Genomic DNA, 24,697 nt, shown 5'->3' on the forward strand with positions numbered 1-24,697 from the left:
TCTTCTTGGAAGCACCTACTGCTTCAGCGCTTTCACCTCTTCCCACAGCTTGACGTATTTGGCATTCCGCTTGCTCTCGACGGGTTGGAAAAGGATGCCATTGTCTAGGTGCTTGACGGGATCAGTAATGCCCAAGGCCTCGACCTGCTTCGGATCGGCGATCTCGAAGGACTTCCGGTTGCTGTGCCCGTAGCCATAGGATTCGATCATGTATTTGCCGGTCTCCGGTGAGAGCCAGGCATCAAGGAAGTCATAGGCTGCTGCCTCATCGGCCTTGCCCTTGTTGAGCAGCGTGAGACCACACAGCCAGGTGAAGATGCCTTCCTTCGGTTCGGCATATTTGACGGGGATGCCTTGTTCCTTGAGGCTCTTCACCGTCTCGTTCCAGGCATAGGCGGCAACAATCTCGCCAGAGGCCAACGCCTGGTTGATTTCGGTATTGTCCTTCCACAGGAAGCGGCTATTGCGGACGATCTTTTCCAGCATCGGCCGTGTAGCTTCCAGTTCTTCGTCCGACATTTCGAAGATTTTCTTTTTGTCGTAACCCAGCAACAGCCCGACGATTTCGGCCGCGGCTTCGGTATCCGACATCGACAATTTTCCGGCATAGCGGTCGTCGGTAAAGATGCTCCAGGATTCATTGGCGGCGTAATCGGGCTCGACGAGATCGGTCCGGTAGGCGATACCGGAATTCCCCCAATCGGCCGGAATCATCACGACATCACCATTGACCACGACGCCATTGCCAACCTTCAGGGGTTCGAACACGTCGTTCCAGTTGCTGAGGCGCCCGGTGTCGATCGGTTTGGTCAAGCCAGCTTCCACAAAGTAGCCAACCGAATAGGTGCAGGGGTGCATGATGTCGGCATTGAAGCCGGAGATGACTTTCTGCCGCGCTTCGTCTTCATTGGCGAAGATCGAGAAGGCTGGCGGCGTGCTGTGCTTCGCGAGATAGGGTTTGTAGAAATCCGGCTGGTCATAGCCACTCCACTCCATCACGGTCAGCTGCTCCTCGGCGCGCGAGCTCCTCGGCATCAAGGTCATGCCGACCCCAAATGCCGCTGCCGAACGCATGACGTCGCGGCGCGATATGCGCCCTTGTGACATTCGGTCGATAAATTTGACGCGATTCATTCCCTTAGCCCCCTATCTGATTGTCTCGTTATTTGATTTTAGGGTGTTCCAGACGATCAAATTTGACGACCACCTGTGTACGGCTGTCAAACACTCTTTCCGACACGGCGCGATAAGTCACGAGAGGCTGATTGCAAACGCGATGTTAGCTGCTGCAAACATGAATCCAGGTCGTGGATTCATGAATTGCCTTGCGCTTGACAGTGCTGCGGCCAGCGTCTGACACTTGGGTTTAATGCATGGCGATCAAGACCGTGCTTTAGGGGTGGTGTCGTGACTGGGAACTTCTCGGAATGAGTGACGCTGCAAAGGGCAGTTTCGTCGCAGATGATGTGCGCGTAACGTCTAATAAAGGCAGCCCATTTCAAAGATATCCGTGGCTGCGCGGCTATCTTCTGATGTCACCAACCTTGTTGGTGATGCTGGCGATGCTGGTGGCGCCGATTGTCGCACTGGTTGTGCGCAGCTTCTGGACACAGAACGTTTTCGAGATCGATACGACCTTCACACTGCGCAATTACGCCCAGATATTTGAACTGTCGGACAAAGTTACCTACTGGGTCGGCATCCCATTTCCCTTCGCCAATCCCGTCTATGCGATCCTCCTCGTCAAATCGATCCTGATGTCGTTGGCGGTGACGGTCTTCGTGATGCTGCTCTCTTATCCGATGGCCTATTTCATGGCCTTCCGCGTGCGGCGCCACAAGTTTCTATGGCTAATCCTCATCACGGTGCCGATCTGGACCAGCTATTTGCTGCGGGTTTTTGCCTGGAAGATCATGCTGGGATTCAACGGCGTCATCAACTCGACCCTGATCAAGATCGGCCTCATCGACAAACCGCTCGAGTTCCTGCTCTACAGTCCAACGGCGGTGATGCTGACCCTGGCCCATGCCTGGGTGGCCTTCGCCATCCTGCCGATCTATGTCAGCCTGGAGAAGATTGATCGATCGCTGCTGGAGGCGGCGACCGATCTTGGCGACAAGCCATGGGAACGTTTCTGGCACATCACCTTGCCGCTCTCGGCGCCAGGATCGATCGCCACCGCACTGATGGTGTTCATTCCGACGGTGGGTGATTATGTGACGCCGATGCTGGTCGGCGGTTCTGGTGGCAGCATGATCGGCAGCAATATCCAGATCCTGTTCGGCCGCCAGAATGATGCGCCGCTGGGCTCTGCCGTCTCGGTCGTCATGATGGCGCTGATCACGGCCATCGTCTGCCTGTTCCTGTGGGCGGTCGGCTACCGCAAGATCCGCGCGCGGGAGGCGATCTGAGCATGCGCAGACATATCGACTTCCTGCCGATCTATGCTGCGCTGTTCCTGATCTTTCTCTATGCGCCCGTCCTGCTGCTGCCGCTCTTCTCATTCAACGATGCGATTTACGCCGTCTTTCCGCTGAAAGGCTTCACGCTCAAGGCCTATCAGCAGATGATCCACGATCCGTCATTGATCAATTCACTGAAGAATAGTTTGCTGGTTGCGACCGGCGTCTCCCTTGTCAGCACGGCCTTTGGCCTCCTGGCGGCAATGGGTGTCACGCGCTACAAGATGCCGGGACGCGGCCCCATCATGGGTGGCATCATGTTGCCGCTGGTGGTGCCCAGCATCATCCTTTCCGTGGCGCTGCTGGTGATCGTGCGCCAGGTCTTCGATATTCCCCTGACGCTGTGGACGGTGGGTGCCGGCCATGTGCTCCTTTGCGTACCCTTCTCGATGATGGTGCTGATGGCGCGCCTCGAAGGTTTCGACAAGAGCCTCGAAGAGGCGTCCGGTGATCTCGGCGAGAATGGCTGGATGACCTTCTGGCGCATCACCTTTCCCCTCGCTTTGCCCGGCGTCGTCTCCAGCCTGCTGATGTCCTTCACCATCTCGCTCGACGAATATGTCATGGCCTTCTTCCTGAGCGGCCTCGATCAGACCCTGCCGATCTTCCTCTACAGCCAGCTGCGTTTCCCGCAGCGCCTGCCGATGACCCTGGCGCTTGGCAGTACCATTCTGCTGGTCTCGACCATCATCGTCATCTTCTCGGAAATCCTGCGCCGTCGTGGCGTCCAGACAACCAAACCAAGCGGACTTTAATGCCATGGCTGCCGCCGATAGCATCATCTCGCTCAACAATGTCTCCAAGCTGTTCGGGCCGGTCCGCGCCGTGGACAATGTCAGCTTCGAGATCAAGCGGGGCGAATTCTTCTCGCTCCTCGGGCCATCCGGCTGCGGCAAGACCACTTTGCTGCGCATGTTGGCCGGCTTCGAGGTGCCGACATCCGGCGCTATCCTGATCGATGGCCAGGATGTCTCGACCGTGCCCCCCTATGCGCGGCCGACCAATATGGTCTTCCAGAATTACGCCATCTTTCCGCATCTCAATGTGCGCGAGAACATCGCCTATGGCCTGCGCAAGAAGGGGCTGAGCAAAACGGACCTTGCCAACGTGGTCGGCGAAGCCTTGGAACTGATCAAGATGGCGGGTTATGGCGAGCGTGCCAGTCATCAACTGTCCGGCGGCCAGCGGCAGCGCGTGGCGCTGGCCCGCGCTCTTGTGTGCAAGCCCAAGGTGCTGCTGCTTGATGAGCCCTTAGGCGCGCTCGACAAGAAGCTGCGCGAGGAGATGCAGATCGAGTTGCGGCAGATTCAGCGTTCGGTCGGCGTCACCTTTGTGTTCGTGACCCATGACCAGGAAGAGGCACTGGCGCTCTCCGACAGAATTGCCGTCATGTCGCGCGGCAAGGCGCTGCAGATCGATTCAGCGACCAGGCTTTACGAGGCGCCGACCTGCCGCGAAGTGGCGGAATTCATCGGTTCCATGAACTTCTTTCCGGGAACGTTGAAGAATGTCGGCAATGGCGTGGCCACCGTCGATGCCGGCGCACTTGGCGCACTCTCCGTGGCGATCGGTGGATCGGCACCGGCGATCGGATCATCGGTCGCCATCGCCGTGCGGCCGGAAAAGATGCGCCTTGCCTGGGCGCAACCCCTGGCGACCAGCAACGCTGTCGCCGGCAAGGTGAATGCCGAAGCCTATTTCGGCGACCGCAGCCATTATCACATCACGATCGACGGGTTGACGCAGCCGGTTGCTGTCGCACATCAGAAGATCGATCGCAGCCTCGACGATTCAAGTTCGATCGGCCGGCCCGTCTGGCTGAGCTGGCCGGACAGCGCCGGCGTCCTCCTCAGCGAATAGCCTGGCTCAGCGAATAGCCTGGCTCAGCGAATAGGGCGGCGGTCAGCCGAACTGCGCGGTGATGGCTCGGAACGCGGCCAGGATATGCGCATCCATGCCGTGATCAACCGGCAGTGGCTGTGACGATACTTTGACGATCACGGTTTCGGCCTTGCGGTCGATGAAGATCCACTGCCCGTGAATGCCCACGGCGCAGAAGGCTTCGCGCGAATCGTCGACGATGTACCATTTGCTCCGATACTTGCCGCCGACAATGAAGGTCGACATGTCGCCGCGCGCCCAGGCGCCCTTGTCGCCATTCTTCAGGATGTCATCGACCCAGATGCGCGGCACGACCGTCTTGCCGGCAACCGTGCCGTGGTGGCGCATCATCTCGCCGAATCGCGCGAGATCGCGCAGCGTGGCACTCATGCCGCCGGCCGTCCGCGCAGCACCCAGCCGGTCGACGGTGATATAGGCCGGCATTTCGGCGCCGATATGCTGCCAGATGCCCTCGCTCAACTGGTCGGAAAGCTTGCGGCCCGCAGCACGTTCCAGCAGCCAGCCCAAGAGATCGGAATTGGGCGAGACATAGTGGAAGGTCTGGCCATGATCGCCGGCCGCGCGCCGTGTCGAAGCAAGGAAGCTGCGCAGGTCGCCAGCGCTCTCCGGATCGTCCACCGGGTTCCAGCCGCTTGCCCGGCGGTAGCGCATGAAATCACCTTCGGGGTCGAGATAATCCTCGGTGAAGTCGATGGCGACAGTCATGTCCAGCACATGCCGCACGGTGGCATCGCCATAGGCCGACCCCTTGGTCTCTGGCAGGTAGTGCGAGACGAGGGCGCTGGGATCAAGTTGTCCGCGCTCGACCAGCAGCCCGGCCAAGGTACCGGTGAGGGATTTACTGACCGAAAAGATGATGTGCGGGCGAAGCGGCGTGAGGGCTGCCGCGTAATGTTCGGTCACCATGCGGCCTTGTCGCAGGACCAGGAAGCCGTCGGTGAAGGTCTCGGCGATCATGCTGCCGACGGTGCCGTTTTGTCCGGCGGCGGTGCGGTAGGTAATCTGGCTGAGATCCGCCGTTGTCGCGCTGAGTGGAATCACATGTACGGGATCATGGGCGATGATGTCGCTGGGAATGATCTCAGACACATGGCTAAAGGCCCAGCGATTGAACGGCGGCAGACGCCAATTGGCCAGGGTCACCTGATTTTCGGGCGCCGCTGGCGACCCTTGCATCAACCCGGTTTCGAAAGGCATCCCATCCATCGCAGTACCCCATTCCCCAAGACGTGACGCAATCTAGCCCCGCCGGACCATCCGCGCCAAGGGCCAGCAGTGCGATGCATAGGTGACAGCCGGTCAAGGCATGGCTGGATCGACGTCGGCAAAGCTGGACCCGCGCGCCAGATTGTCGAGAAATACCGTGGTTGCGAAGGAGGCCGGGTCGCGATAGGGGCCAAACTTGAAATATTGCGGTTGGCCAACCGCGCCACCATGCCCGACATGACCCGTGGCGCGTGCGATCTTGGTCCCATTGGCCCAGATTTCGACGATGCCATCGGCACCGCCTTTTACGCGAAAGACCAGATCGGTCCAGTGATTATAGGGTGGTGGCAGATAGGCAAAGCGTTCGATCGCGATGGCATGGGCTGGTGTCAGGGGGATCTCTGGTCCGCCTTGTTTGGCTTCGCAACGCGATGGCAGGCCGAGTGCTTTCGCGGGTGCAACGTCGTCAAGGGGCATATCGGCTTCAAAGGCCAGCAGCAATTTGCAGCCATAGGGTTTGCCGGTTGCTGGATCATGTTCCGCTGCATCGACATCCAGCGTCAGATGATAATAGCCGCCAGTGAAACGCTGTGCCACGAACGGACTGTCGTCGATTGGCGCCTTCCATTGACCGATCACCAGGCGGGTGCCGTCATCGAGCGGCGCACTCGCCCGGTCGATCCACATCGAGAAACCATAATAGAGATCGTCGCCGAATTTCGGACCAAGATCGAAGCTCTCCCAGATCTCGGCGCGTTCCTTTTCGTCTGGCGTATATTCGGCATAGCGCCCCTCGACCAGGCATGAGGTCGGCTTCGGAACCCAGGTAGCGGTGCCGAAGACCGGCTCGCGAATACGCAGCTTCAGGGATTTTTCACCAGCCCGCGCATGCTCGCGGCTGAGCGATATTTGACCTTCAGGCCGCTCGCAGGGCACGAAAGCAGACGCAAAGGCGACGGCCTCGAAGCCTTCGCGCAATGCCGGCGCATCGGCACCATCTGCCGCGGCGATCGGCCCGGCAAGCAACCCTGCCGCCAGCGCCCATCGCATAATGCCAAGACATTTTGCGACGGGCATGAGGCGGCGCCTTACACGAGTTGCAGGATGATAAGGACGAGGCCCACCATCGAGACAGTCCAGGCGCCGGTCCTGATCCAGGGCACGCCGATGAGATAAACGATGGCATGGGCAAGGCGCGCCCAGAAAAAGAGCTGTGCTCCCAAAGCGGTCATGGCATTGGCATGGCCGGTCACTTGCGCCACCAGCACCAGCGACGCGAACAGGACCAGGTTTTCCAGCATGTTGCGATGTGCCCGGGTCGCCCTGCCGGCGAGGCCGATGATATCCGGCATATTCTCCCGGTTACCGGCCAGGGCCGGCAAACCCACCTGCAGCTGCGTGGCAATGACGGCAATCAACATCTGCGCGATGCACAGGATCACGGACCAGACGAGCAAACCGAGTTCGACAGAGATTTCCCCTGGCACATTGACCTCCCATGAGACCGGCCGGCAATCGACCTTAGTCGCCGCCATCATAACTCTGGTTCAAGCGAGTGGGTAGCGCAGCAATCGTCTGTAACTCCAACTCGTTACGCCCGGGCCGACCTTTGAATCAAGGTTGGCCGGGCATCCACACGATCAGAAAAATCAGTGGACCCTGGGTCTCCCTGTTTCAAGATCGGGACCGGGGATAACGAAAAAGCTGAGTAGGTGAGGGCGTGCTGGGTAAAGAAACCCCCAGAACCATGTCTGCTAGGAGTTGGCCGTTAATGTGGGAAACAGGACTGGTTCTGCGAGTTGAGCCATTAGCCTAATTTGTGGAATCTAACCAAGACGGCGCGCGGAACTCGCCAGACGTTTTCTTTTCATGATGAAGAACAGCGCCGGTCGCCTACCGCTATTGCTGCAAAATTCCCCGAATCTCACGAGATTCATCGCTGGTACTCGAAAACATAAAGGGAATGGCGCAAGGCGCCTGCAGTACCGTCAAGATGCTGGGCTCAGGATTGGGGAGGATCGTGGCGCTGGGCCCACGGAGCGGAAGCTGCCCGGATCTTGGATCGCGCAAGGCAATCAAGAATGGTTCGGAGGCCATGCTCTTCGGTTCTTCATACGTTGAGTTGTCCCATGTCACGGTAAGTTTCTGGGAGACCTTCCCAACCAGAACTTCATCAACCAAAATGTCGAACCTAGCATAGCTAGCTAGGAAGCCAGGATCGTCAACGATCTCGTAATTGGCAATACGGCCAATCACCACGACTTCCGCATACTTGACGTCAGCAAGATCGATTGGTGCCTGCATCATGCACGCATAGGCAGGAGCACCGACCGACGTCAGGGCAATGGCCAAGGTCACCAGAAAAATTCGGAAAACTCGCATTCGGATTACTCCATAATTGGACGCCATAAATCCGATTGGCATCGTACCGGCGGCACGACTGGTGTCACCACTATCTTAGCGACTTCGGCCGATGATCCGATAGAGATCGGTTGGCAGGGAAGTGCCATCATGAGGGCCGCGCCTCACCGAACCCTAAAAAGGGCTCGACGTCAGAATTTGAACAGGCAGCGCAGCGGCATGTATTGGCCAGAATACCGTCCACGGGCGGTGGGACCCGCGGCCGATCCGCGGCGCCGACTATCCGTTTTGAGAGTGAGGCTCGAACCTTTCACGAAGATATTTTCAGCAAGAACGGTCCCGGAAATGCGTTGAATAAAAAATCAAGGGGATCCCGGGGCAGATTCCCACATCAAAGAAAAACCCCCGGACCATCTCTGATCCGGGGGCCAATCTTCTACGCTATGGACCGTCTAGCCGAGTTTGCCAACCGCGGCTGCCACGTCGCACATGCGGTTCGAGAAACCCCATTCGTTGTCGTACCAGGTCAGGATGCGCACGAAGGTGCCATCGATGACCTTGGTCTGCGACAGATCGAAGGTCGAGCTGTGTGGGTTGTGGTTGAAGTCGATCGAGACCAGCGGCTGGTCGTTGGTACCGAGGATGCCTTTGAGCGGGCCATTGGCAGCCTTGATAATCGCGGCGTTGACCTTTTCTGCGGTCGTCGCCTTCTTGGAGACGAACTTGAAATCGACCACAGACACGTTCGGCGTCGGCACACGGATGGAGGTGCCGTCAAGCTTGCCGGCGAGTTCCGGCATGACGAGACCCACAGCCTTCGCAGCACCCGTCGTGGTCGGGATCATGCTCAGCGCCGCCGCACGGCCGCGATAGAGATCCTTGTGCATGGTGTCGAGCGTCGGCTGGTCACCGGTATAGGAATGGATCGTCGTCATGAAGCCGTGCTCGATGCCCAGCGCCTTGTGCAGCACATAGGCAACCGGCGTCAGGCAGTTGGTGGTGCAGGACGCGTTGGAGATGACGGTGTGCGACTTCTTCAGCTTGGTGTGGTTGACACCATAGACGACGGTGATGTCGGCATTGGTGGCGGGTGCCGAGATCAGCACGCGCTTGGCGCCGGCCGCGAGATGCAGCTTGGCCTTTTCCTTATCCGTGAACAGGCCGGTGCATTCGGCGACCACGTCGACCTTGAGGTCTTTCCACGGCAGCTTGGCAGGGTCGCGCTCGGCGCTGACATTGATCCAGCCGCGGCCGACATCCATGGCGCCTTCCTTGGTCTTCACAGTGCCGTTGAAGGTGCCATGTACGGAATCATAGCGGAAGAGATGGGCATTGGTTTCAACCGGACCCAGATCATTGATGCCGACCACCTCGATGTCCTTGCGGCCCGATTCCATCATCGCGCGGAGGACGAGACGGCCAATGCGGCCGAACCCGTTGATCGCAACCCGAACTGCCATGTGATTACCTTTCCTGAAATTCGACGCGGATTAAATCTTAGAGCTTCGCGGTGACGGCGTCGACGATTGCCGCCGGCGTGATGCCAAAGTGATTATAGAGATCGTTGATCGGTGCCGAAGCGCCGAAGCCCTTCATGCCAATGAAAATGCCATCAGTCCCGATAAAGCGCTCCCAGCCGAAGCCGATTGCCGCCTCGATGGCGACCTTCAGGCCCGTGCCCAGAACTTCCTTCTTATAAGCGGCCGATTGCTCATTGAACAGTTCGCAGCTCGGCATCGAGACGACGGCGGTGCCGATGCCCTTTTCCTCGAGCAGCTTCTGCGCTTCGACGGCGATGGCGACTTCCGAACCGGTGGCGATGAGCGTCACCTTGCGGTCCTTCTGCGTCGGACGGATGATATAACCGCCGCGGGCGCAATGGTTGGCGTTGGCGGCGTCGGCGCGAAGATGCGGCAAGGCCTGGCGGGTGAGGGCCAGGACCGACGGGCGGTCCTTGGTCGTGAGCGCCAGAGCCCAGCATTCCGCCGTTTCCATCGTGTCGCACGGACGGAACACCAGCAGGTTCGGAATGGCACGCAAGGCGGCCAGATGTTCGACCGGCTGATGGGTCGGGCCATCTTCGCCCAGACCGATCGAATCATGCGTCATGACATAGACAACGCGCTGCTTCATCAGGGCGGAAAGGCGAATGGCCGGACGGCAGTAGTCGGTGAACACCAGGAAGGTACCGCCGAACGGGATGATGCCGCCGTGCAGAGCCATGCCGTTCATGGCGGCGGCCATGCCATGCTCGCGGATGCCGTAATAGATATAGTTGCCGCCATAATTCTCGGCCGAGACCGGCTTGGCAACCTTGGCCTTGGTGTTGTTTGAGCCCGTAAGGTCGGCGGACCCGCCGATCAGTTCCGGCACGGCCGGGACCAGCGCATCCAGCACCAGCTGCGAGGACATGCGTGTCGCAAGCTTCGGCGCGTCCTTGGCGATGGCGGATTTGAGATCGCCGACGACATCGGCGAAATTGGCCGGCAGGTCGCCGGATATCGCGTGCTCGAACTCACCCTTCAGTTTGCTGCCATCGAGGCGCTTGGTCCAAGCCTGCTGGGCGTCGCTGCCGCGGCCGCCGATCGCTTCCCAGGCGGACTTGATCTCGGCCGGGATCACGAAGGGCTCATGGCTCCAGCCGAGCTTCTCGCGGGCACCGGCGATCTCTTCCTTGCCGAGCGGCGAGCCGTGGGTGGCCGAGGTACCACCTTTCTTCGGGGCGCCGAAACCGATCACCGTCTTGCAGGCGATGAGCGAGGGCTTGGCCGATTTTTTGGCAGCGGCGATGGCGGCCGAAACGGCCTCCGGATCGTGGCCGTCAACCCGCACGGCGTTCCAGCCGCTGGCCTGGAAGCGCGTCACCTGGTCGTCGGAGCAGGAGAKGGAGACCGCGCCGTCGATCGAGATGCCGTTATCGTCAAAGAGGACGATGAGCTTGTTGAGCTTCAAATGGCCGGCGAGCGAAATCGCTTCGTGGCTGATGCCTTCCATCAGGCAGCCGTCGCCCGCAATCGCATAGGTGTAATGGTCGACCAGATCGTCGCCGAAGCGGGCATTGAGGATCCGTTCGGCGAGTGCCATGCCGACGGCGTTGGCGAGACCCTGGCCCAACGGGCCTGTGGTCGTTTCGACACCCGGCGTATGGCCGAATTCGGGATGGCCTGGCGTCTTGCTGCCCCATTGGCGGAAACGCTTCAGCTCATCGAGGGTAACACCCTCATAGCCGTTGAGGTGCAGGAGCGAATACATCAGCATCGAGCCATGGCCGGCCGATAGCACGAAACGGTCCCGGTCCGGCCAGCCGGGCTGGGCGGCGTTGAACTTCAGATGCCGCTGAAAAAGGACAGTCGCCACGTCGGCCATGCCCATCGGCATGCCGGGGTGTCCGGAATTGGCGGCCTCGACCGCATCCATCGACAGGGCGCGAATGGCATTGGCCAGATCGCGGTGGGGGATTGTGGTCTTGGCGGCAGCAGCCGAATTGGCGTCCATCATCATTCCTTGGCCAGAATTCTGTTCGGATCGGCGGGCAATTACCCGAGAATCCTCATATGGCGGCCAACCGATCCGGCCGCCGGATCGGGCCGGAACATGCCCGCGCGGGGGCCCAAGGTCAACAACGGATTCCCGCAGTATTTGCCGGAAAGTCTCCATTTCCTGGACCGGCGTGTGCAGGCTGGCGTACCGCGTCGGTTGACGCCGCTTCGATAGGTCGAGTAAACGAGAAGAAACCGGCAATCAAACCGATCCAGATGTTAGGTTCTAATTCAGGGCCGCTTACTGGAAACGGGCCAACCGGGGGCAGGGACCGACAGGATGTCCAGATTGGATACGGCAATTAGTCGCCTCGACGCGGCCATGGCGCGCTTGGATTCGGCGGTCGAGGACAGTTCCTCGCGCGGCTACAAGGATCGCGACCTGCTGCAGACCGAATTGGCGGTGCTGCGCCAAACCTATTCCTTGCTGCAATCGGAAGCGCGGCTGGTGTCCGACCGTTTGGACACCGTCATCGGCCGCATGCATTCCGTGACCGAGGGGGCTTGAGATCATGCCGACCGTCACCATTGCGCTGAATGGCCGCAATTATGACATCGCCTGTGGCGAGGGCGAGGAGGCCCGCGTCCAGGAACTCTCCGGCGAGATCCGGCGCCGCATGGAAGGCTTGGCCAAGAATTCCGGGCCGGTGGCGGAAAACCTGCTGTTTGCCTTGACCGGCCTGCTGCTCGCCGACGAGCTCGACCAGAAGAACCGCCAGATCGCCCAGCTCAAAGGGCAGCAGGAAGACCTCGTCCAGCGGCGCGAGATTGCCCTTGCTGACACCATCGAGCGCCTGGCCGTCAAGATCGAAGCTATTGCGGCGCGGCTGGAAGCAGCCTAAGTACCGTCTGGGCGGACCGCTGCAGGGTGCGCAAGCCGGGTAATCCCTGAGGCCAATTCTAACCTCTAGGGAGCTGTCCCTACCGAGACCGTGGTCTCGGATACACGGTGCCCACCTGCTTAGGCAGGCCACGGAGGATTCATACGTGCGAACGGCCCAGGTGGCACCGCCCACCTCATTACAGCCGCGCCCGTGATCGATTTGTTCGATCATCGGCGCGGCTGTTTGCTGCTCAGTCGATCAACAATTATTTAGATTTCAGTTTATGGATTCCCAGGAACTCACTGATCTTAAATCTCATTTACGGCAACAAGCCTTTGCGATGCGGGATGTCGCCTGGCGGGCGAACCCGCTTGCCGGGCAGGCGCTGAAGCAGCATCTGGCGGAGGCGCTGCCGATGCCGCCCGGGCTTGCCATCTCCGGCTACTGGCCGCTGGAGGGCGAGATCGATGTGCGCCCCGCTTTGGCCCATTATCACGCGCTGGGGCATCCGGTCGGCCTCCCCGTGGTCGTCGCCAGGGACGCCCCGCTGATTTTCCGCCGTTGGCACCCCGAGGATGAGATGGTGGAGGGTAGCTTCCGGGTCATGACCCCGCCAGTCGGGGCGCCGAACGTGGTACCGACGATCCTCCTAGTGCCGCTCCTTGCCTTCGACCCCGACGGCTATCGTTTAGGCTATGGCGGCGGCTTCTATGACCGCACACTGGCCAAGCTGCGGAGCGAGGCGCATGCTATCGCCGTCGGCGTAGCCTACGCCGCCCAGGAAGTCGCCTTCGTTCCACGCGGCTTATATGACCAGCCGCTGGACCTCATTGTGACAGAGCGCGCGGTTTTCAAGTTTGACGTTGGGAAAGAATCTTAATCATATGAATTTGCTGTTTTTGGGTGATCTGGTCGGGCGCGCTGGGCGCGATGTGGTGGTCGAGCGGCTGCCGCAATTGAGACGCGATCTCAGCGTGGATTTTGTCGTCGCCAACGTGGAGAACGCCGCTGGCGGCTTCGGCATTACCCAGAAACTCTGCGCTGATCTGTTCGCCCATGGGGTCGATTGTGCGACCACCGGCAACCATGTCTGGGACCAGAAGGAGACGGTGGGTTTCATCGGCAGCGAGCCGCGGTTGCTCCGGCCGGTAAACTTTCCTATGGGGACGCCGGGCAAGGGTGCTGGCCTGTTCCAGACCGCGCGTGGCAAGAAGGTGCTGGTCGCGAACCTGATGGGCCGCCTGTTCATGGATCCGCTCGATGATCCATTTGCCGCGGCCGAGGTGCTGCTCAAGACCTATCGCTTAGGCGGCAACGCCGATGCGATCCTGTTCGATTTCCATGCCGAGGCCACCAGCGAGAAGATGGCGTTCGGCCATTTCGTGGATGGCCGCGCCTCCTTTGTGGTCGGTACCCACACCCATGTGCCGACGGCCGATCACATGATCCTGGAGAAGGGGACGGCCTATCAGTCCGACGCCGGCATGTGCGGCGACTACGATTCCGTCATCGGCATGGAAAAGACCGCGCCGGTCCTGCGGTTCACCAAAAAGCTGCCGACCGAGCGGCTGAGCCCGGCCAACGGTGCTGGCACCCTGTGCGGCGTCTTTGTCGAAACCGACGATGCGACCGGCCTTGCCAAGCGTATCGAGCCGGTGAGGGTGGGTGGCAAGCTCTCGCAAACAATGCCCAAGACGGCGCTGGCACCCGTCGCCTGAGCGCCGAGATTACCTCATTATCAAGGCCTTAACCTTAGATTAAGGGCTTCAGGTCACTTATATGATATAAGTTTGGGCAAGCGATTCTTGCCCAGCTGCCCATTATTGTCCGCATCGCCGCCAGGATCAGTGGAGCCCGATGGTCAGCAACCTGCACACCAGCCACGACCCGTTGATCGTCCTGCTGTCCCTGCTGGTTGCCGTCGTCAGCTCATTGGTGTCGCTCGACGTTGCCGAACGTTTGCGCGAGGCGCGAGGGCGGGCCAGATGGTTATGGTTGGCAGCAGCCGGCTGCACCTTGGGTGGCGGCATCTGGTCGATGCATTTCATCGCCATGCTGGCTTTTTCACTCCACATCAATATCCGCTATGACATCGGCCTGACACTGGCGTCACTCCTTTTGGCGATCGTCTCAACCGCGATCGGTTATGCCATCGTTTCCTGGCGCCGGAGTCTCAGCTGGCCATTGCTGATCCTGGCAGGTGGTGTCACGGGGTGCGGCGTCGCGGCCATGCACTACACCGGCATGGCCGCCATGATCATTTCCGTCCAGATGCGCCACGACTGGCTCCTGGTCGCCGTCTCGGTCGCGGTCGCGGTGGTGGCAGCAACGGCGGCTTTCTGGCTCAGCCTGAAACTGGACCGGACCTGGCACAAGTTCGCAGCCTCCCTGGTGATGGGGGCTGCCATTGCCGGCATGCACTACACTGCGATGGCAGGGGTGAGCTTTACCAGCAACGTGAATGACATCCTGCCGGCCGTTGGTGACGGAACGCCGACATCGGTCATGGCCATGGCGCTGGCGGTCGCTACTTTCCTAATTCTGGCGATCGGCTTCATGGCGGCCGTCAGCGATCGCAGGTTCGATGTCCGGGCAAGACGCGAAGCTGAGCAACTGCGCCGCACCGAACGGCGTTTCGAGACGGTGGTTACCGCCAGTTCCAACATCGTGCTGTTGCTCGATGCCGATGGCCGCATCACCTACGATTCCCCGTCGACCCGGCGCATCCTGGGCTATGCGGAGGACGTGCTGCTCCATCACGTCTTGATCGATTTTGTGCCGGACAATAAGAAGCAAGAATATCAGAGTCTTATCGGCGATATCTTGCGTCAGCCGGGAGCGACGTTTGAAGTCGAGATGCCGATCCGGGCCGTGTCCGGTCATGTGACCTATATGGACATGACCGTCACCAACCTGCTGGCCGATCCGCATCTCCATGCATTGGTGGTGAAGCTCCATGACGTGACGGAAAAGAAGCGCTTCACCGAAGAACTGCGCGCCGCCAAGGAACGGGCAGAAGCGGGCAGCCGGGCGAAATCGACGTTCCTGGCTAATGTCAGCCATGAACTAAGGACGCCACTCAATTCAATTATTGGCTTTTCCGATCTGCTTCTGGCGCAGCCCAATGGCCCTTTGCTGCCGGCCTATTTCGAGTTTGCCCGGGACATCAATGCGAGCGGCAAGGAATTGCTCGAACTGATCAACCGCACGCTCGACTACTCCCGCGCGGAATCCGGCAATCTGCGGCTGGAGAGCGTACAACTCAATCCGATCGCCGAGGTGGAACTGGTTYTCAAGCTCTATCACGACCAGATCGCGGCAAAGGACATCCACGTCACCGTCGAAGCTTTCGACAGTCGGTTCAGTATCCTGGTCGACCATGACAAGCTGCGGCAGATCTTTATCAACCTGTTGTCCAATGCCCTGAAATTCACCCCTGACCATGGGCGGGTCCGGATCAGCGCTGAAATTGATGATGACCGGGCCTGCGTCATTTCCATCCAGGACAATGGCGTTGGCATGAGTGAGGAAGAGGTCGCCCAGGCAATGCAGCCCTTTGGCAAGGGTGACCGGGGGCTCAACCGCAATTTCGATGGGGCTGGCTTAGGGCTGCCGATCACCAGCGCGCTGATCGCGCTTCACGACGGACAATTGGTGATCGAAAGTGCCCGGGGCGTCGGTACGTTGATTTTGGTAAGATTCCCGCCGGACCGGGTGAAGTATGTCGGCACACAGGAGAATTCTGCAGGAGGGAATTCTGTGGGCAACAATGTCATCCCCCTCGCAGGGGTCGGTACCCGCTAGGCGCGCTTGCCGGCCACGGACATGAAGCGGTCGACTTCGCTCTGCATCTGTTCGGCACGGGCCATGAACTGACGGGCCATGTCATGGACGCGGTCGCAGGCATGGGGCTGGCCGTCGCCGGCCATGGTGAGGGCGCCGGTGACGCCTTCCAGGCCCATCTGCCGTGCAACCTGGGTGACGACTTCCGCCATCCGACGGATTTCGGCCTCGAGATTGACGCTTTGGCTACCGCTACCAGGCTCCCGGATCGTTCGGGACATGAACTGACCTTTCTTCGCCTAACTCGCCATATTTGGTCCGAATCGAGACCAATCGTTAATAGCTATACGCAGCTCTCCGTAAACGAGTCATGAATTTTACCGCGTTTCGTCGGAAATCCAGGCGAATCGGCAGATTGGGGTGTGAGGTGGTCGATCTGGGCTGTCTTGTGCCGGTCGGGCTTGGCAGGCGGGCGAATTGTGCTAAAAGGCGTCAAAATCCTGCCATATTCGCGGTCTAGCGTCGCCCCAAGGATGGCGCCCGATCCCAACATCTGGTCAGGATTTGCCGATAGTCCACACTAGGTTTTGCGTTCAGGAACGGATCGATGGCTGGCCATTCCCAATTTAAGAACATCATGTACCGGAAGGGTGCGCAGGATGCGAAGCGCGCCAAGGTCTTCACCAAGATCATCCGCGAATTGACCGTCTCGGCAAAGATGGGCTCGCCCGACCCGGCGACCAATCCGCGCCTGCGTGCGGCCATCCTGGCGGCCCGTGAGGCCAACATGCCCAAAGACACTATGGAACGCGCCATCAAGCGCGGCGCCGGTGGCGAGGACATGACGGCCTATGACGAGGTCCGCTATGAGGGCTATGGCCCTGGCGGCGTCGCCGTCATCGTCGAGGCACTGACCGACAACCGGAACCGGACCGCGACCGAGGTCCGCACGGCCTTTGCCAAGGCCGGCGGCAATCTGGGCGAAACCAATTCCGTGAGCTTCATGTTCGAGCGCAAGGGCGTCATTCGTTATCCGGCCAAGGTGGCCAGCGCGGACGCGATGTTCGAAGCCGCCCTCGATGCCGGTGCCGACAATGTCGAATCCGATGCTGAGGTCCACGAGATTACCTGTGCCACGGATGATTTTGCGACCGTGCGCGATGCGCTCGAAGCCAAGTTCAAGGAAGCCAAGGAAGCGCGCCTGCAATGGCGGCCGGTCACCACGGCTCCGGTCGACGGTGACGTCGCCGAGTCTCTGTTCAAGCTGATCGACACGCTGGAGGACAATGACGACGTCCAGACCGTCAGCGCCAATTTCGAAGTGTCGGAAGAAACCCTGGCCAAGCTGACGGCCTGACCCCGTAACGCAAAACGGGCAACAAAGGAACTGCTTGCGGCATGCGAATTCTCGGACTGGATCCCGGTCTGCAGCATACCGGCTGGGGCGTCATCGACGCCGTCGGCTCGCGGCTTTCGTTTGTGGCCGCGGGTGTCGTGAACACGCTTGCCAAATCGCCTTTGTCGGAACGCCTGGTCGAGATCCATGACGGTCTGCGAGCGGTGATCGATCTACACCAGCCGGACGAAGCGGCGGTCGAGGAGACCTTCGTCAACAAGAACCCGAGCTCGACCCTGAAATTGGGCCTCGCCCGTGGCGTCGTGCTGTTGACGCCGGCGCTCTACAAGCTGCGTGTGGCGGAATATCCGGCCAACCTGGTCAAGAAATCCGTGGTCGGCGCCGGTCATGCCGGCAAGGAACAGGTGCAGATGATGGTGGGTGTGCTGCTGCCGGCGGCACGCGACCAGAAAAGCGCCGACGCGGCCGACGCGCTGGCCGTTGCCATCTGTCATGCCCACCACATGGGCACGCTCGGCAAATGGGGTGCCCAGGATTTCCGTGAGGTTGCCCGTTGATCGGCAAGCTCACAGGTGTGGTCGATAGTGTTGCAACCGATGCCGCCATCATCGATGTGGGCGGCGTGGGCTATGTCGTTCATGCGAGCGGCAAGACCCTGGGTCGATTGGGTGCGCGCGGCTCTGCCGTCAGCCTGCTCATCGACACCCATGTGCGCGAAGACGCGATCTCGCTGTTCGGCTTTGCCGAAACGGTGGAGCGCGACTGGTTCCGGGCCCTCCTCAATGTGCAGGGCGTGGGCGCCAAGGTCGCCCTCAGCATTCTCTCTGTCCTGGCGCCTGATGAACTGGCGCGTGCCGTTGCGGCGCAGGACAAGGCTGCAGTCGCCCGCGCCAATGGCGTTGGGCCGAAACTGGCGCAGCGCGTCGTTTCCGAAATGAAGGACAAGGCAGGCGGGATCAATCTGGGCGCTGCCTTGGCTGCCGGCAGCACAGGCGATGCGCCTGTGGTCAATGGTGCCGACGGGCCGATGAACGATGCCGTCTCGGCCCTGGTCAATCTCGGTTATCGCCGTGCGGAAGCCTATGGCGCCGTCGCCAAGGTGATGCAGAAAGAGGGGGCCGCTGCTCCGCTCAACGACCTCATCCTCAAAGGCCTCAAGGAGCTTAGCCAGTGAGCTCCATCGAGCCAAAGACTGCCGAGGGTGACGCCCGCATGGTGGCGCCGCATCAGGCGCCGGAAGACCAGGGTGAGCAGAGCCTGCGGCCGCTGGCCCTCACCGAATTCATCGGCCAGCAGAAGCTGCGCGAAAACCTGGGCATCTTCATTGAAGCCGCAAAGTCGCGTGGCGAAGCCCTCGATCATGCGCTGTTCTATGGTCCGCCGGGTCTTGGCAAGACGACCTTGTCGCAGATCGTGGCGCGTGAGTTGGGTGTCGGCTTCCGGGCGACATCCGGACCTGTCATCGCGCGGGCAGGGGACCTTGCGGCCCTGCTCACCAATCTGCAGCCGCGCGACGTTCTGTTCATTGACGAGATTCACCGCCTGTCGCCGGCTGTCGAAGAGATTCTCTATCCGGCGATGGAGGATTTCCAGCTCGACCTCATCATCGGTGAAGGACCGGCGGCACGCTCGGTCAGGATTGACCTGCCGAAATTCACGCTGGTCGGTGCCACCACACGGCTCGGCATGATCACGACCCCGCTGCGCGAGCGTTTCGGCATTCCGCTGCGGCTCAATTTCTATACCCATGCCGAGTTGGAACTGATCGTCCGCCGCGGTGCGCGGGTGCTGGGCCTCGATCTTGCCGACAGCGGCGCCATGGAGATCGCGCGCCGTGCGCGCGGGACGCCGCGTGTTGCCGGCCGGTTGCTGCGCCGCGTGCGGGACTTCGCTGCCGTTGCCAAGGTCGGCCGCGTGGATGCGAAGCTTGCCGACGCGGCGCTGACCCGGCTGGAGGTCGACCAGATCGGCCTCGACGCCATGGACCGCCGCTACCTCATCTGCATCGCCGAGAATTACGATGGCGGGCCGGTGGGTGTGGAGACGATGGCAGCTGCCTTGTCCGAGCAACGCGACACGATCGAGGATGCGATCGAGCCCTATCTCATCCAGCAAGGGTTGCTGCAGCGGACACCGCGCGGTCGCATGCTGACGCTGAATGGCTTCAAACATCTTGGGCTGACGCCGAGTTCGCATGCAGCCCAGGCCGATCTCCTCGAGACTCCGATCGGCGAGGATGAGCTGTGAGCATTCTTCAGTTGCTACCCCCCTCTCTAGCTCTCCCCCTCAAGGGGGGAGAGGACTCGAACGAGCGTGTCGAAACACCTTACTTCTCTTCTCCCTCCCCCCTTGAGGGGGAGGGCCGGGGAGGGGGGTATCAGCGATGACTCTCACCGCCTTGAACGCCAACGCGTCGCCGGTGCACCATCACCCGATCCGCGTCTATTACGAAGACACGGATGCGGGCGGCATCGTCTATTACGCCAACTATTTGAAATTCGCCGAGCGCGCCCGGACCGAGATGCTGCGCGAGGCGGGATTTCACCATACGGCGATGATGATGGGCGACGGCATCATGCTGGCGGTGCGCCGTGTCACGGCGGACTATCTGCGGCCGGCAAAACTGGATGACATGCTGGATGTGACCACCAGCGTCACGGGCCTGGGTGCTGCCACCGTCGACCTCGATCAGATCATCCGGCGCAATGCCGAAGAGCTGTGCCGCGTCACTGTCACGATTGCCTGCGTAGGGCGCGACGGAAGGCCGGTGCGCCTGCCGGCCGATCTGCGCCGACTGCTTTCCCCCGATACAACCATCTTGAAGAAGAAGTGAAGAAGAGCCATGGATCCGCAAACACCACCAGCCGTACCCGTTCCGACCGTTGAGGGCGGCGCCCTTGAGGCCGGACAAGGTGCCGTACAGGCGGTTACCGCCGTGCCCGGTGCCGCGTCCCATGATCTGTCAGTCTGGACCTTGTTCCTGCAGGCCGACTGGATCGTCAAAGGCGTCATGATCTTCCTGCTCATGGCATCGATCTGGAGCTGGGCGATCATTTTCGACAAGATCATCCGCATCCGCCGTCTCCGGGAACAGGCCCGCCAGTTCGAGGAAGCATTCTGGTCCGGTGGCTCGCTGGAAGAGCTCTATGACCGGATCTCGAACCGCCCGGCCGATCCGATGTCGTCGATCTTCGTGGCCGCCATGCGCGAATGGCGCCGGTCGGCCGCCAAAGGGCTGCTCGCCTCCGAGCATCTCCGCGAAAGCCTGCAGGACCGCATCGAGCGCGTCATGAACATCACGCTCGGCCGCGAGATGGACCAGATCGAACGCTATATGGGTTACCTGGCGTCGGTCGGTTCGGCTGCCCCCTTCATCGGCCTCTTCGGCACGGTCTGGGGCATCATGAACAGCTTCGCCGCCATCGCCGGCTCGAAGAACACGACGCTGGCAGTCGTGGCGCCGGGTATCGCCGAAGCCTTGTTTGCCACGGCCCTGGGCCTTGTCGCCGCCATTCCCGCGGTGCTGGCCTATAACAAGCTTTCCGGCGACATCAACCGCTATGGCAACCGCCTGGAAGCCTTTGCCGGCGAGTTCGGCGCGATCCTGTCGCGTCAGCTCGAGGAGAAGCACTAATGGCCGTCAAGCTCGGCGCCGGGGGCCATCCGTCGCGCGGGCATTCGCGGCGCCGGAAGTTCGCGCCGATGGCCGATATCAATGTGACGCCGATGGTCGACGTCATGCTGGTGCTGCTCATCATCTTCATGGTGACGGCGCCGCTGCTGACCGTCGGTGTCGAGGTCGAGCTACCCAAGACGAGCGCCGAAGTCATGTCCAACCCGGACGAACCGCTGGTCGTGACGGTCAGGAGCGACAATGCCGTGTTCCTGCAGGAAACCCAGATCGCGATCGAGGAAGTAGGCCCGCGCCTCAAGGCCATCACCGCCAACAAGCCGGATACCATCATTTACGTTCGTGGCGATGCGACGGCAAATTGGGACGGCATCGCCCAAGTTTTGGCGGAATTGCAGGCTAATGGTTTCAATAAGGTCGGCATTGTGACCGATACCAAGGCGTCAGGCGAACCTGCGAAGAAGAAGTCCAATTAGCGTGATGAACTTTCTGACCGAAAAGCTCGGGTTCGAACCGGAACTCAATAGAGGCTTAGTTGCGTCCGTGATTTTTCACGTGGCGCTGTTCCTGTTCGCCTGGTTCGGTGTGCCGCATCTGTTTGAGGATGAAATCATCGAGCAGCCGATGGGACTGAAGGCTGCGATGATTTCCGACATTACGGCGGCACCCAAGGTCGACAAGGCTTCCGACAAGCCCGTCGAGAAACCGAAGCCGGTGCAAAAGGTCGAGCAGCCGAAAAAGGAAACCAAGCCGGCGGCCGTCAAAGAGAATCCGAAGCCAGCCGCCGCGCCTCCGCCAGAGGCGACGGAGGAAGTGGCTGTCGTCATTCCTGACAAGACCAAGCCGGCGGAAGAGAAGAAGGTCGAGGAAAAGCCGGTCGAAAAGAAGCCCGAGGAAAAGCCGAAGAAAAAGACCGAAGAGAAGAAAAAGAAGCCGACCAAGAAGGACACCAATGAGCTCGACAGCCTGCTGGCCAGCGTTCTCAATGAACAGGCCGCAGAGCCAACGCCGGAGAAGCCCAAGAAGAACGCGACCCCGGAGCCAGCCGAGCCGACTGAGGGACCGCAGACGCCGCTGCTGTCCGAGGTCGCCATGAGCGCTTCCGATGCCGACGGCATTGGTCAGCAGATCGGCAAGAATTGGCAGGTTGACGTGGGTGCGCTGCCGGATCCCTCGCAGTATATGGCGTTCCTGCGCGTCACGTTTGACGGCAGCGGAAACGTCCTGACGGTCGAGTTCCTGGATCAGAATCGCATGGGCGATCCGAAATACCGCATGGTGGCGGAATCCTGCCGCCGGGCCTTCTTTATTACCAAACAGGTCGTGTCGCCGTCGGGCAAGCCACTGCCGCCGGTCATTCGCTTCGGCTGCGATCCGCAATATGCCAATGGTGGCTAACTGGGGCGGTTAACGGCAGGCGTCAGAACAGATCTTTGTGAACCAAAGGGGCCGTCGCGTGTTTGTCAGATGTCAAATAGGCTGATTCGCGCTAGAAATTGGCAAATGAGCGCGTCGCGCGGCAAGAATCGTTTGGGACTGTTAAGTTGGCCTTGCGTCTGCAAACACGGACGCCGGCATTTATTCGAAAGACATGAGGCACAATCGATGATGCAAAGTTTAAGGCATTTTGTCCGCGGCGCCGCGATCATGCTCGTGGTAGTGGCGGCTCCGTTCGCCGCATCTGCGGAACCGACGATTATCATCAAGCCGGGTGCTGCACCTGTGCCGATGCCGATCGCCGTGCCGGACTTTGCCGGCGGGTCGCCCAACGACCAGCAGATCGGCAAGCAGATTTCCGAGATCGTGGCAGCCGACCTTGAACGCTCCGGCCTCTTCGCGCCGATCGACAAGAAGGCGTTCATCCAGGACCCGGCATCGCTGCAGCAGGGACCGCGCTATGCCGATTGGCGCCTGATCAACGCGCAGGCGCTGGTCTCTGGTGCAGCGCAAACGCAAGCCAACGGATCCATCTATGTCACGGCGCGCCTCTATGATGTGTTCGGCCAGGCCGAAATGGGCATCGATCCAGGGCAGACGACCGGCATGGGCTATACGGTGACGACGCAGAATCTGCGCCGTGCCGCGCATCTTCTGGCTGACGACATCTATAAGCGCATCACTGGCGAAGAAGGCTATTTCGACACGCGTATCGTCTATGTGTCGGAAAGCGGCCCGAAATCGAACCGTATCAAGCGCCTCGCCATCATGGACCAGGATGGCGAGAACCATAAGAATCTGACCGATGGCAAGTCGCTGGTGCTGACACCGCGCTTCTCGCCGGCAGCCCAGGACATCACCTACATGTCCTATTACGGCAACAATCCGCGCGTCTATCTGTTCAACATCGACAGCGGCCAGCAGGAAGTGCTGGGCGATTTCCCAGGCATGACCTTTGCGCCGCGCTTCTCGCCGGATGGCTCCAAGGTCATCATGAGCATGGCGCAGAATGGCAATACGGATATCTATGTGATGGATATCCGCACCCGCCGCACACAGCGTATTACCAACACGCCGGGCATCGACACGGGTGCCAGCTACGCCCCGGACGGATCGCAGATCACGTTTGAAAGCGACCGCGGCGGCACCCAGCAGATCTATATCATGGGTGCCGACGGGTCCGGCCCGCGCCGAATCAGCAAGGGGCAGGGGCGCTATGGCACCCCGGTCTGGTCCCCGCGTGGCGATCTTATTGCGTTTACCCGCATGTATCAGGGCACCTTTTACGTGGGTGTGATGCGTCCCGATGGTTCGGGCGAGCGGATGCTCTCGCAGGGCTGGCTTGTGGAAGGCCCGACCTGGGCACCGAATGGCCGTGTTTTGGCCTATTTCAAGCAGGAACCGAGTGGCAAGACACAGCTCCATAGCATCGATCTCACCGGGTACAATGAGCGTGTCATGAAAACACCACTGGACGGCTCAGATCCTGCGTGGTCGCCCTTGCTTGGGAATCAATAATGATCTATGTTCCGCCTCGATTCTAGGGTCAATTCGGCCCCGGAATACCTTGATTCAGCGCGGAATTTACGGCATCGGGCAGTTCGACGATCCACAGTCGGGGGTTGGACGGGGGAAATGCACGGGCCAAGAACGGATAAAAGAGGAAACTAAAAATGCGTCTTTCGATCTTGTCGGCCTTGGCTGCGGCCGCTCTCCTGGCAGCCTGTTCGTCGGATGTGCCGGTGAACGACGCCGGCGGCGCCGGCGCCGGTAGCCAGACGGCCACGACCGACACCGGTGTTGCCGGTGCGGCAGTTCCGGGTTCGCCCGAGGACTTCAACCAGAACGTTGGTAACACCGTTTACTTCGACCTCGACAGCTACAGCCTGAGCTCGGACGCTCAGAGCCAGCTGCAGCGTCAGGCTGCCTGGCTCCAGCAGTACCAGGCCCGGACCCTGACCGTCGAAGGTCATGCCGACGAGCGCGGCACCCGTGAGTACAACCTTGCCCTCGGCGAGCGTCGTGCGAACTCGGTTGCCAACTACCTCGTCGCCCTCGGCGTCGACAAGGCCCGCTTGAGCGTCATCTCCTACGGCAAAGAGCGTCCGCTCTGCACCGAATCGGATGAGTCCTGCTGGTCGCAGAACCGCCGTGGCGTCAGCGCCATCAACCAGTAATCTCGCTTAACCGCAGAT

26 protein-coding genes and 1 other RNA gene are annotated in these 24,697 nt (G+C 60.5%); 19 read left to right on the forward strand and 8 right to left on the reverse strand.

Features of this window, described 5'->3' with window-relative positions; genetic code table 11:
- Nucleotides 1-15: 15 nt before the first annotated feature.
- The gene (locus AC1DWZ_RS22040; RefSeq protein ID WP_477171105.1) at nucleotides 16-1,134 is read right to left on the reverse strand and encodes an ABC transporter substrate-binding protein; all 1,119 of its coding nucleotides are present in this window, start codon (nucleotides 1,132-1,134) and stop codon (nucleotides 16-18) included.
- 293 nt (nucleotides 1,135-1,427) lie between these two features.
- Here AC1DWZ_RS22040 and AC1DWZ_RS22045 point away from each other — a divergent pair, with 293 nt between their 5' ends.
- The 3 genes from AC1DWZ_RS22045 to AC1DWZ_RS22055 are packed head-to-tail and all read left to right on the forward strand — an operon-like array spanning nucleotide 1,428 to nucleotide 4,322.
- Nucleotides 1,428-2,411, forward strand: a complete 984-nt coding sequence (locus AC1DWZ_RS22045; protein WP_477171106.1) for an ABC transporter permease — start codon at nucleotides 1,428-1,430, stop codon at nucleotides 2,409-2,411.
- 2 nt (nucleotides 2,412-2,413) lie between these two features.
- A complete protein-coding gene (locus AC1DWZ_RS22050) occupies nucleotides 2,414-3,217 on the forward strand; it encodes an ABC transporter permease (protein ID WP_477171107.1) in 804 nt (267 codons plus the stop codon).
- A gap of 4 nt (nucleotides 3,218-3,221) precedes the next feature.
- Entirely contained in the window at nucleotides 3,222-4,322 is a 1,101-nt protein-coding gene (locus tag AC1DWZ_RS22055) for an ABC transporter ATP-binding protein (RefSeq protein WP_477171108.1), read from the forward strand.
- Nucleotides 4,323-4,364: 42 nt separating this feature from the next.
- On the opposite strand, the gene AC1DWZ_RS22060 is transcribed toward AC1DWZ_RS22055, so the two are convergent.
- The 6 genes from AC1DWZ_RS22060 to tkt all read right to left on the reverse strand — a co-directional run bounded on the left by AC1DWZ_RS22060 (nucleotide 4,365) and on the right by tkt (nucleotide 11,426).
- Nucleotides 4,365-5,570 carry a serine hydrolase domain-containing protein gene (locus tag AC1DWZ_RS22060; protein WP_477171109.1) on the reverse strand — a complete coding sequence of 402 codons (1,206 nt, stop codon included), beginning with the start codon at nucleotides 5,568-5,570 and terminating at the stop codon, nucleotides 4,365-4,367.
- 93 nt (nucleotides 5,571-5,663) lie between these two features.
- The gene (locus AC1DWZ_RS22065) at nucleotides 5,664-6,647 is read right to left on the reverse strand and encodes a heparin lyase I family protein (RefSeq protein ID WP_477171110.1); all 984 of its coding nucleotides are present in this window, start codon (nucleotides 6,645-6,647) and stop codon (nucleotides 5,664-5,666) included.
- A gap of 11 nt (nucleotides 6,648-6,658) precedes the next feature.
- Nucleotides 6,659-7,108, reverse strand: coding sequence for an MAPEG family protein (locus AC1DWZ_RS22070; protein ID WP_477171111.1), 450 nt, complete (start codon nucleotides 7,106-7,108; stop codon nucleotides 6,659-6,661).
- Nucleotides 7,109-7,469: 361 nt separating this feature from the next.
- Nucleotides 7,470-7,952: a hypothetical protein gene (locus tag AC1DWZ_RS22075; RefSeq protein ID WP_477171112.1), complete on the reverse strand. Its 483-nt coding sequence runs from the start codon at nucleotides 7,950-7,952 to the stop codon at nucleotides 7,470-7,472.
- 431 nt (nucleotides 7,953-8,383) lie between these two features.
- Nucleotides 8,384-9,391, reverse strand: coding sequence for a type I glyceraldehyde-3-phosphate dehydrogenase (gene gap / locus AC1DWZ_RS22080; RefSeq protein ID WP_477171113.1), 1,008 nt, complete (start codon nucleotides 9,389-9,391; stop codon nucleotides 8,384-8,386).
- Between the two features lie 37 nt (nucleotides 9,392-9,428).
- Nucleotides 9,429-11,426: a transketolase gene (tkt, locus tag AC1DWZ_RS22085; RefSeq protein ID WP_477171114.1), complete on the reverse strand. Its 1,998-nt coding sequence runs from the start codon at nucleotides 11,424-11,426 to the stop codon at nucleotides 9,429-9,431.
- A 324-nt stretch (nucleotides 11,427-11,750) separates the two neighbouring features.
- Here tkt and AC1DWZ_RS22090 point away from each other — a divergent pair, with 324 nt between their 5' ends.
- From AC1DWZ_RS22090 to AC1DWZ_RS22115, 6 genes are all read left to right on the forward strand, one after another.
- Nucleotides 11,751-11,978, forward strand: coding sequence for a hypothetical protein (locus AC1DWZ_RS22090; protein ID WP_477171115.1), 228 nt, complete (start codon nucleotides 11,751-11,753; stop codon nucleotides 11,976-11,978).
- 4 nt (nucleotides 11,979-11,982) lie between these two features.
- Nucleotides 11,983-12,312, forward strand: coding sequence for a cell division protein ZapA (locus tag AC1DWZ_RS22095; RefSeq protein ID WP_477171116.1), 330 nt, complete (start codon nucleotides 11,983-11,985; stop codon nucleotides 12,310-12,312).
- A 13-nt stretch (nucleotides 12,313-12,325) separates the two neighbouring features.
- Nucleotides 12,326-12,483: non-coding RNA, 6S RNA (ssrS, locus tag AC1DWZ_RS22100), on the forward strand.
- A gap of 94 nt (nucleotides 12,484-12,577) precedes the next feature.
- Complete coding sequence (locus AC1DWZ_RS22105; RefSeq protein WP_477171117.1) at nucleotides 12,578-13,174, forward strand: 5-formyltetrahydrofolate cyclo-ligase; 597 nt, start codon at nucleotides 12,578-12,580, stop codon at nucleotides 13,172-13,174.
- 4 nt (nucleotides 13,175-13,178) lie between these two features.
- Nucleotides 13,179-14,012, forward strand: a complete 834-nt coding sequence (locus AC1DWZ_RS22110) for a TIGR00282 family metallophosphoesterase (RefSeq protein ID WP_477171118.1) — start codon at nucleotides 13,179-13,181, stop codon at nucleotides 14,010-14,012.
- Between the two features lie 139 nt (nucleotides 14,013-14,151).
- On the forward strand, nucleotides 14,152-16,098 hold the full coding sequence (locus tag AC1DWZ_RS22115; RefSeq protein ID WP_477171119.1) for an MHYT domain-containing protein: 1,947 nt from the start codon (nucleotides 14,152-14,154) through the stop codon (nucleotides 16,096-16,098).
- Here the strand turns inward: AC1DWZ_RS22115 and AC1DWZ_RS22120 are convergent.
- Complete coding sequence (locus AC1DWZ_RS22120) at nucleotides 16,095-16,358, reverse strand: hypothetical protein (RefSeq protein ID WP_477171120.1); 264 nt, start codon at nucleotides 16,356-16,358, stop codon at nucleotides 16,095-16,097. The genes AC1DWZ_RS22115 and AC1DWZ_RS22120 overlap by 4 nt on opposite strands.
- Before the next feature lie 326 nt (nucleotides 16,359-16,684).
- Between AC1DWZ_RS22120 and AC1DWZ_RS22125 the strand changes: the two genes are divergently transcribed.
- The 10 genes from AC1DWZ_RS22125 (at nucleotide 16,685) to pal (ending at nucleotide 24,679) form a co-directional block, all read left to right on the forward strand.
- Entirely contained in the window at nucleotides 16,685-17,434 is a 750-nt protein-coding gene (locus AC1DWZ_RS22125; RefSeq protein WP_477171121.1) for a YebC/PmpR family DNA-binding transcriptional regulator, read from the forward strand.
- Nucleotides 17,435-17,475: 41 nt separating this feature from the next.
- Entirely contained in the window at nucleotides 17,476-17,991 is a 516-nt protein-coding gene (gene ruvC / locus AC1DWZ_RS22130) for a crossover junction endodeoxyribonuclease RuvC (protein WP_477171122.1), read from the forward strand.
- A complete protein-coding gene (gene ruvA, locus AC1DWZ_RS22135) occupies nucleotides 17,988-18,608 on the forward strand; it encodes a Holliday junction branch migration protein RuvA (protein WP_477171123.1) in 621 nt (206 codons plus the stop codon). Before ruvC ends, ruvA begins: the two co-directional genes overlap by 4 nt.
- A 38-nt stretch (nucleotides 18,609-18,646) precedes the next feature.
- Complete coding sequence (gene ruvB, locus AC1DWZ_RS22140) at nucleotides 18,647-19,681, forward strand: Holliday junction branch migration DNA helicase RuvB (RefSeq protein WP_477171245.1); 1,035 nt, start codon at nucleotides 18,647-18,649, stop codon at nucleotides 19,679-19,681.
- A 136-nt stretch (nucleotides 19,682-19,817) separates the two neighbouring features.
- Nucleotides 19,818-20,267 (forward strand): tol-pal system-associated acyl-CoA thioesterase, encoded by a 450-nt coding sequence (ybgC, locus tag AC1DWZ_RS22145; protein WP_477171124.1) that lies wholly within the window; start codon nucleotides 19,818-19,820, stop codon nucleotides 20,265-20,267.
- A gap of 9 nt (nucleotides 20,268-20,276) precedes the next feature.
- Complete coding sequence (gene tolQ, locus AC1DWZ_RS22150; RefSeq protein WP_477171125.1) at nucleotides 20,277-21,068, forward strand: protein TolQ; 792 nt, start codon at nucleotides 20,277-20,279, stop codon at nucleotides 21,066-21,068.
- Nucleotides 21,068-21,541, forward strand: coding sequence for an ExbD/TolR family protein (locus AC1DWZ_RS22155; protein ID WP_477171126.1), 474 nt, complete (start codon nucleotides 21,068-21,070; stop codon nucleotides 21,539-21,541). Before tolQ ends, AC1DWZ_RS22155 begins: the two co-directional genes overlap by 1 nt.
- A 1-nt stretch (nucleotide 21,542) precedes the next feature.
- A complete protein-coding gene (locus AC1DWZ_RS22160; protein WP_477171127.1) occupies nucleotides 21,543-22,463 on the forward strand; it encodes a hypothetical protein in 921 nt (306 codons plus the stop codon).
- 207 nt (nucleotides 22,464-22,670) lie between these two features.
- The gene (tolB, locus tag AC1DWZ_RS22165; RefSeq protein ID WP_477171128.1) at nucleotides 22,671-24,020 is read left to right on the forward strand and encodes a Tol-Pal system beta propeller repeat protein TolB; all 1,350 of its coding nucleotides are present in this window, start codon (nucleotides 22,671-22,673) and stop codon (nucleotides 24,018-24,020) included.
- A 155-nt stretch (nucleotides 24,021-24,175) separates the two neighbouring features.
- The gene (pal, locus tag AC1DWZ_RS22170) at nucleotides 24,176-24,679 is read left to right on the forward strand and encodes a peptidoglycan-associated lipoprotein Pal (RefSeq protein WP_477171129.1); all 504 of its coding nucleotides are present in this window, start codon (nucleotides 24,176-24,178) and stop codon (nucleotides 24,677-24,679) included.
- Nucleotides 24,680-24,697: the final 18 nt, after the last annotated feature.

The organism is Dongia sp. P2_B8 (assembly GCF_056404715.1).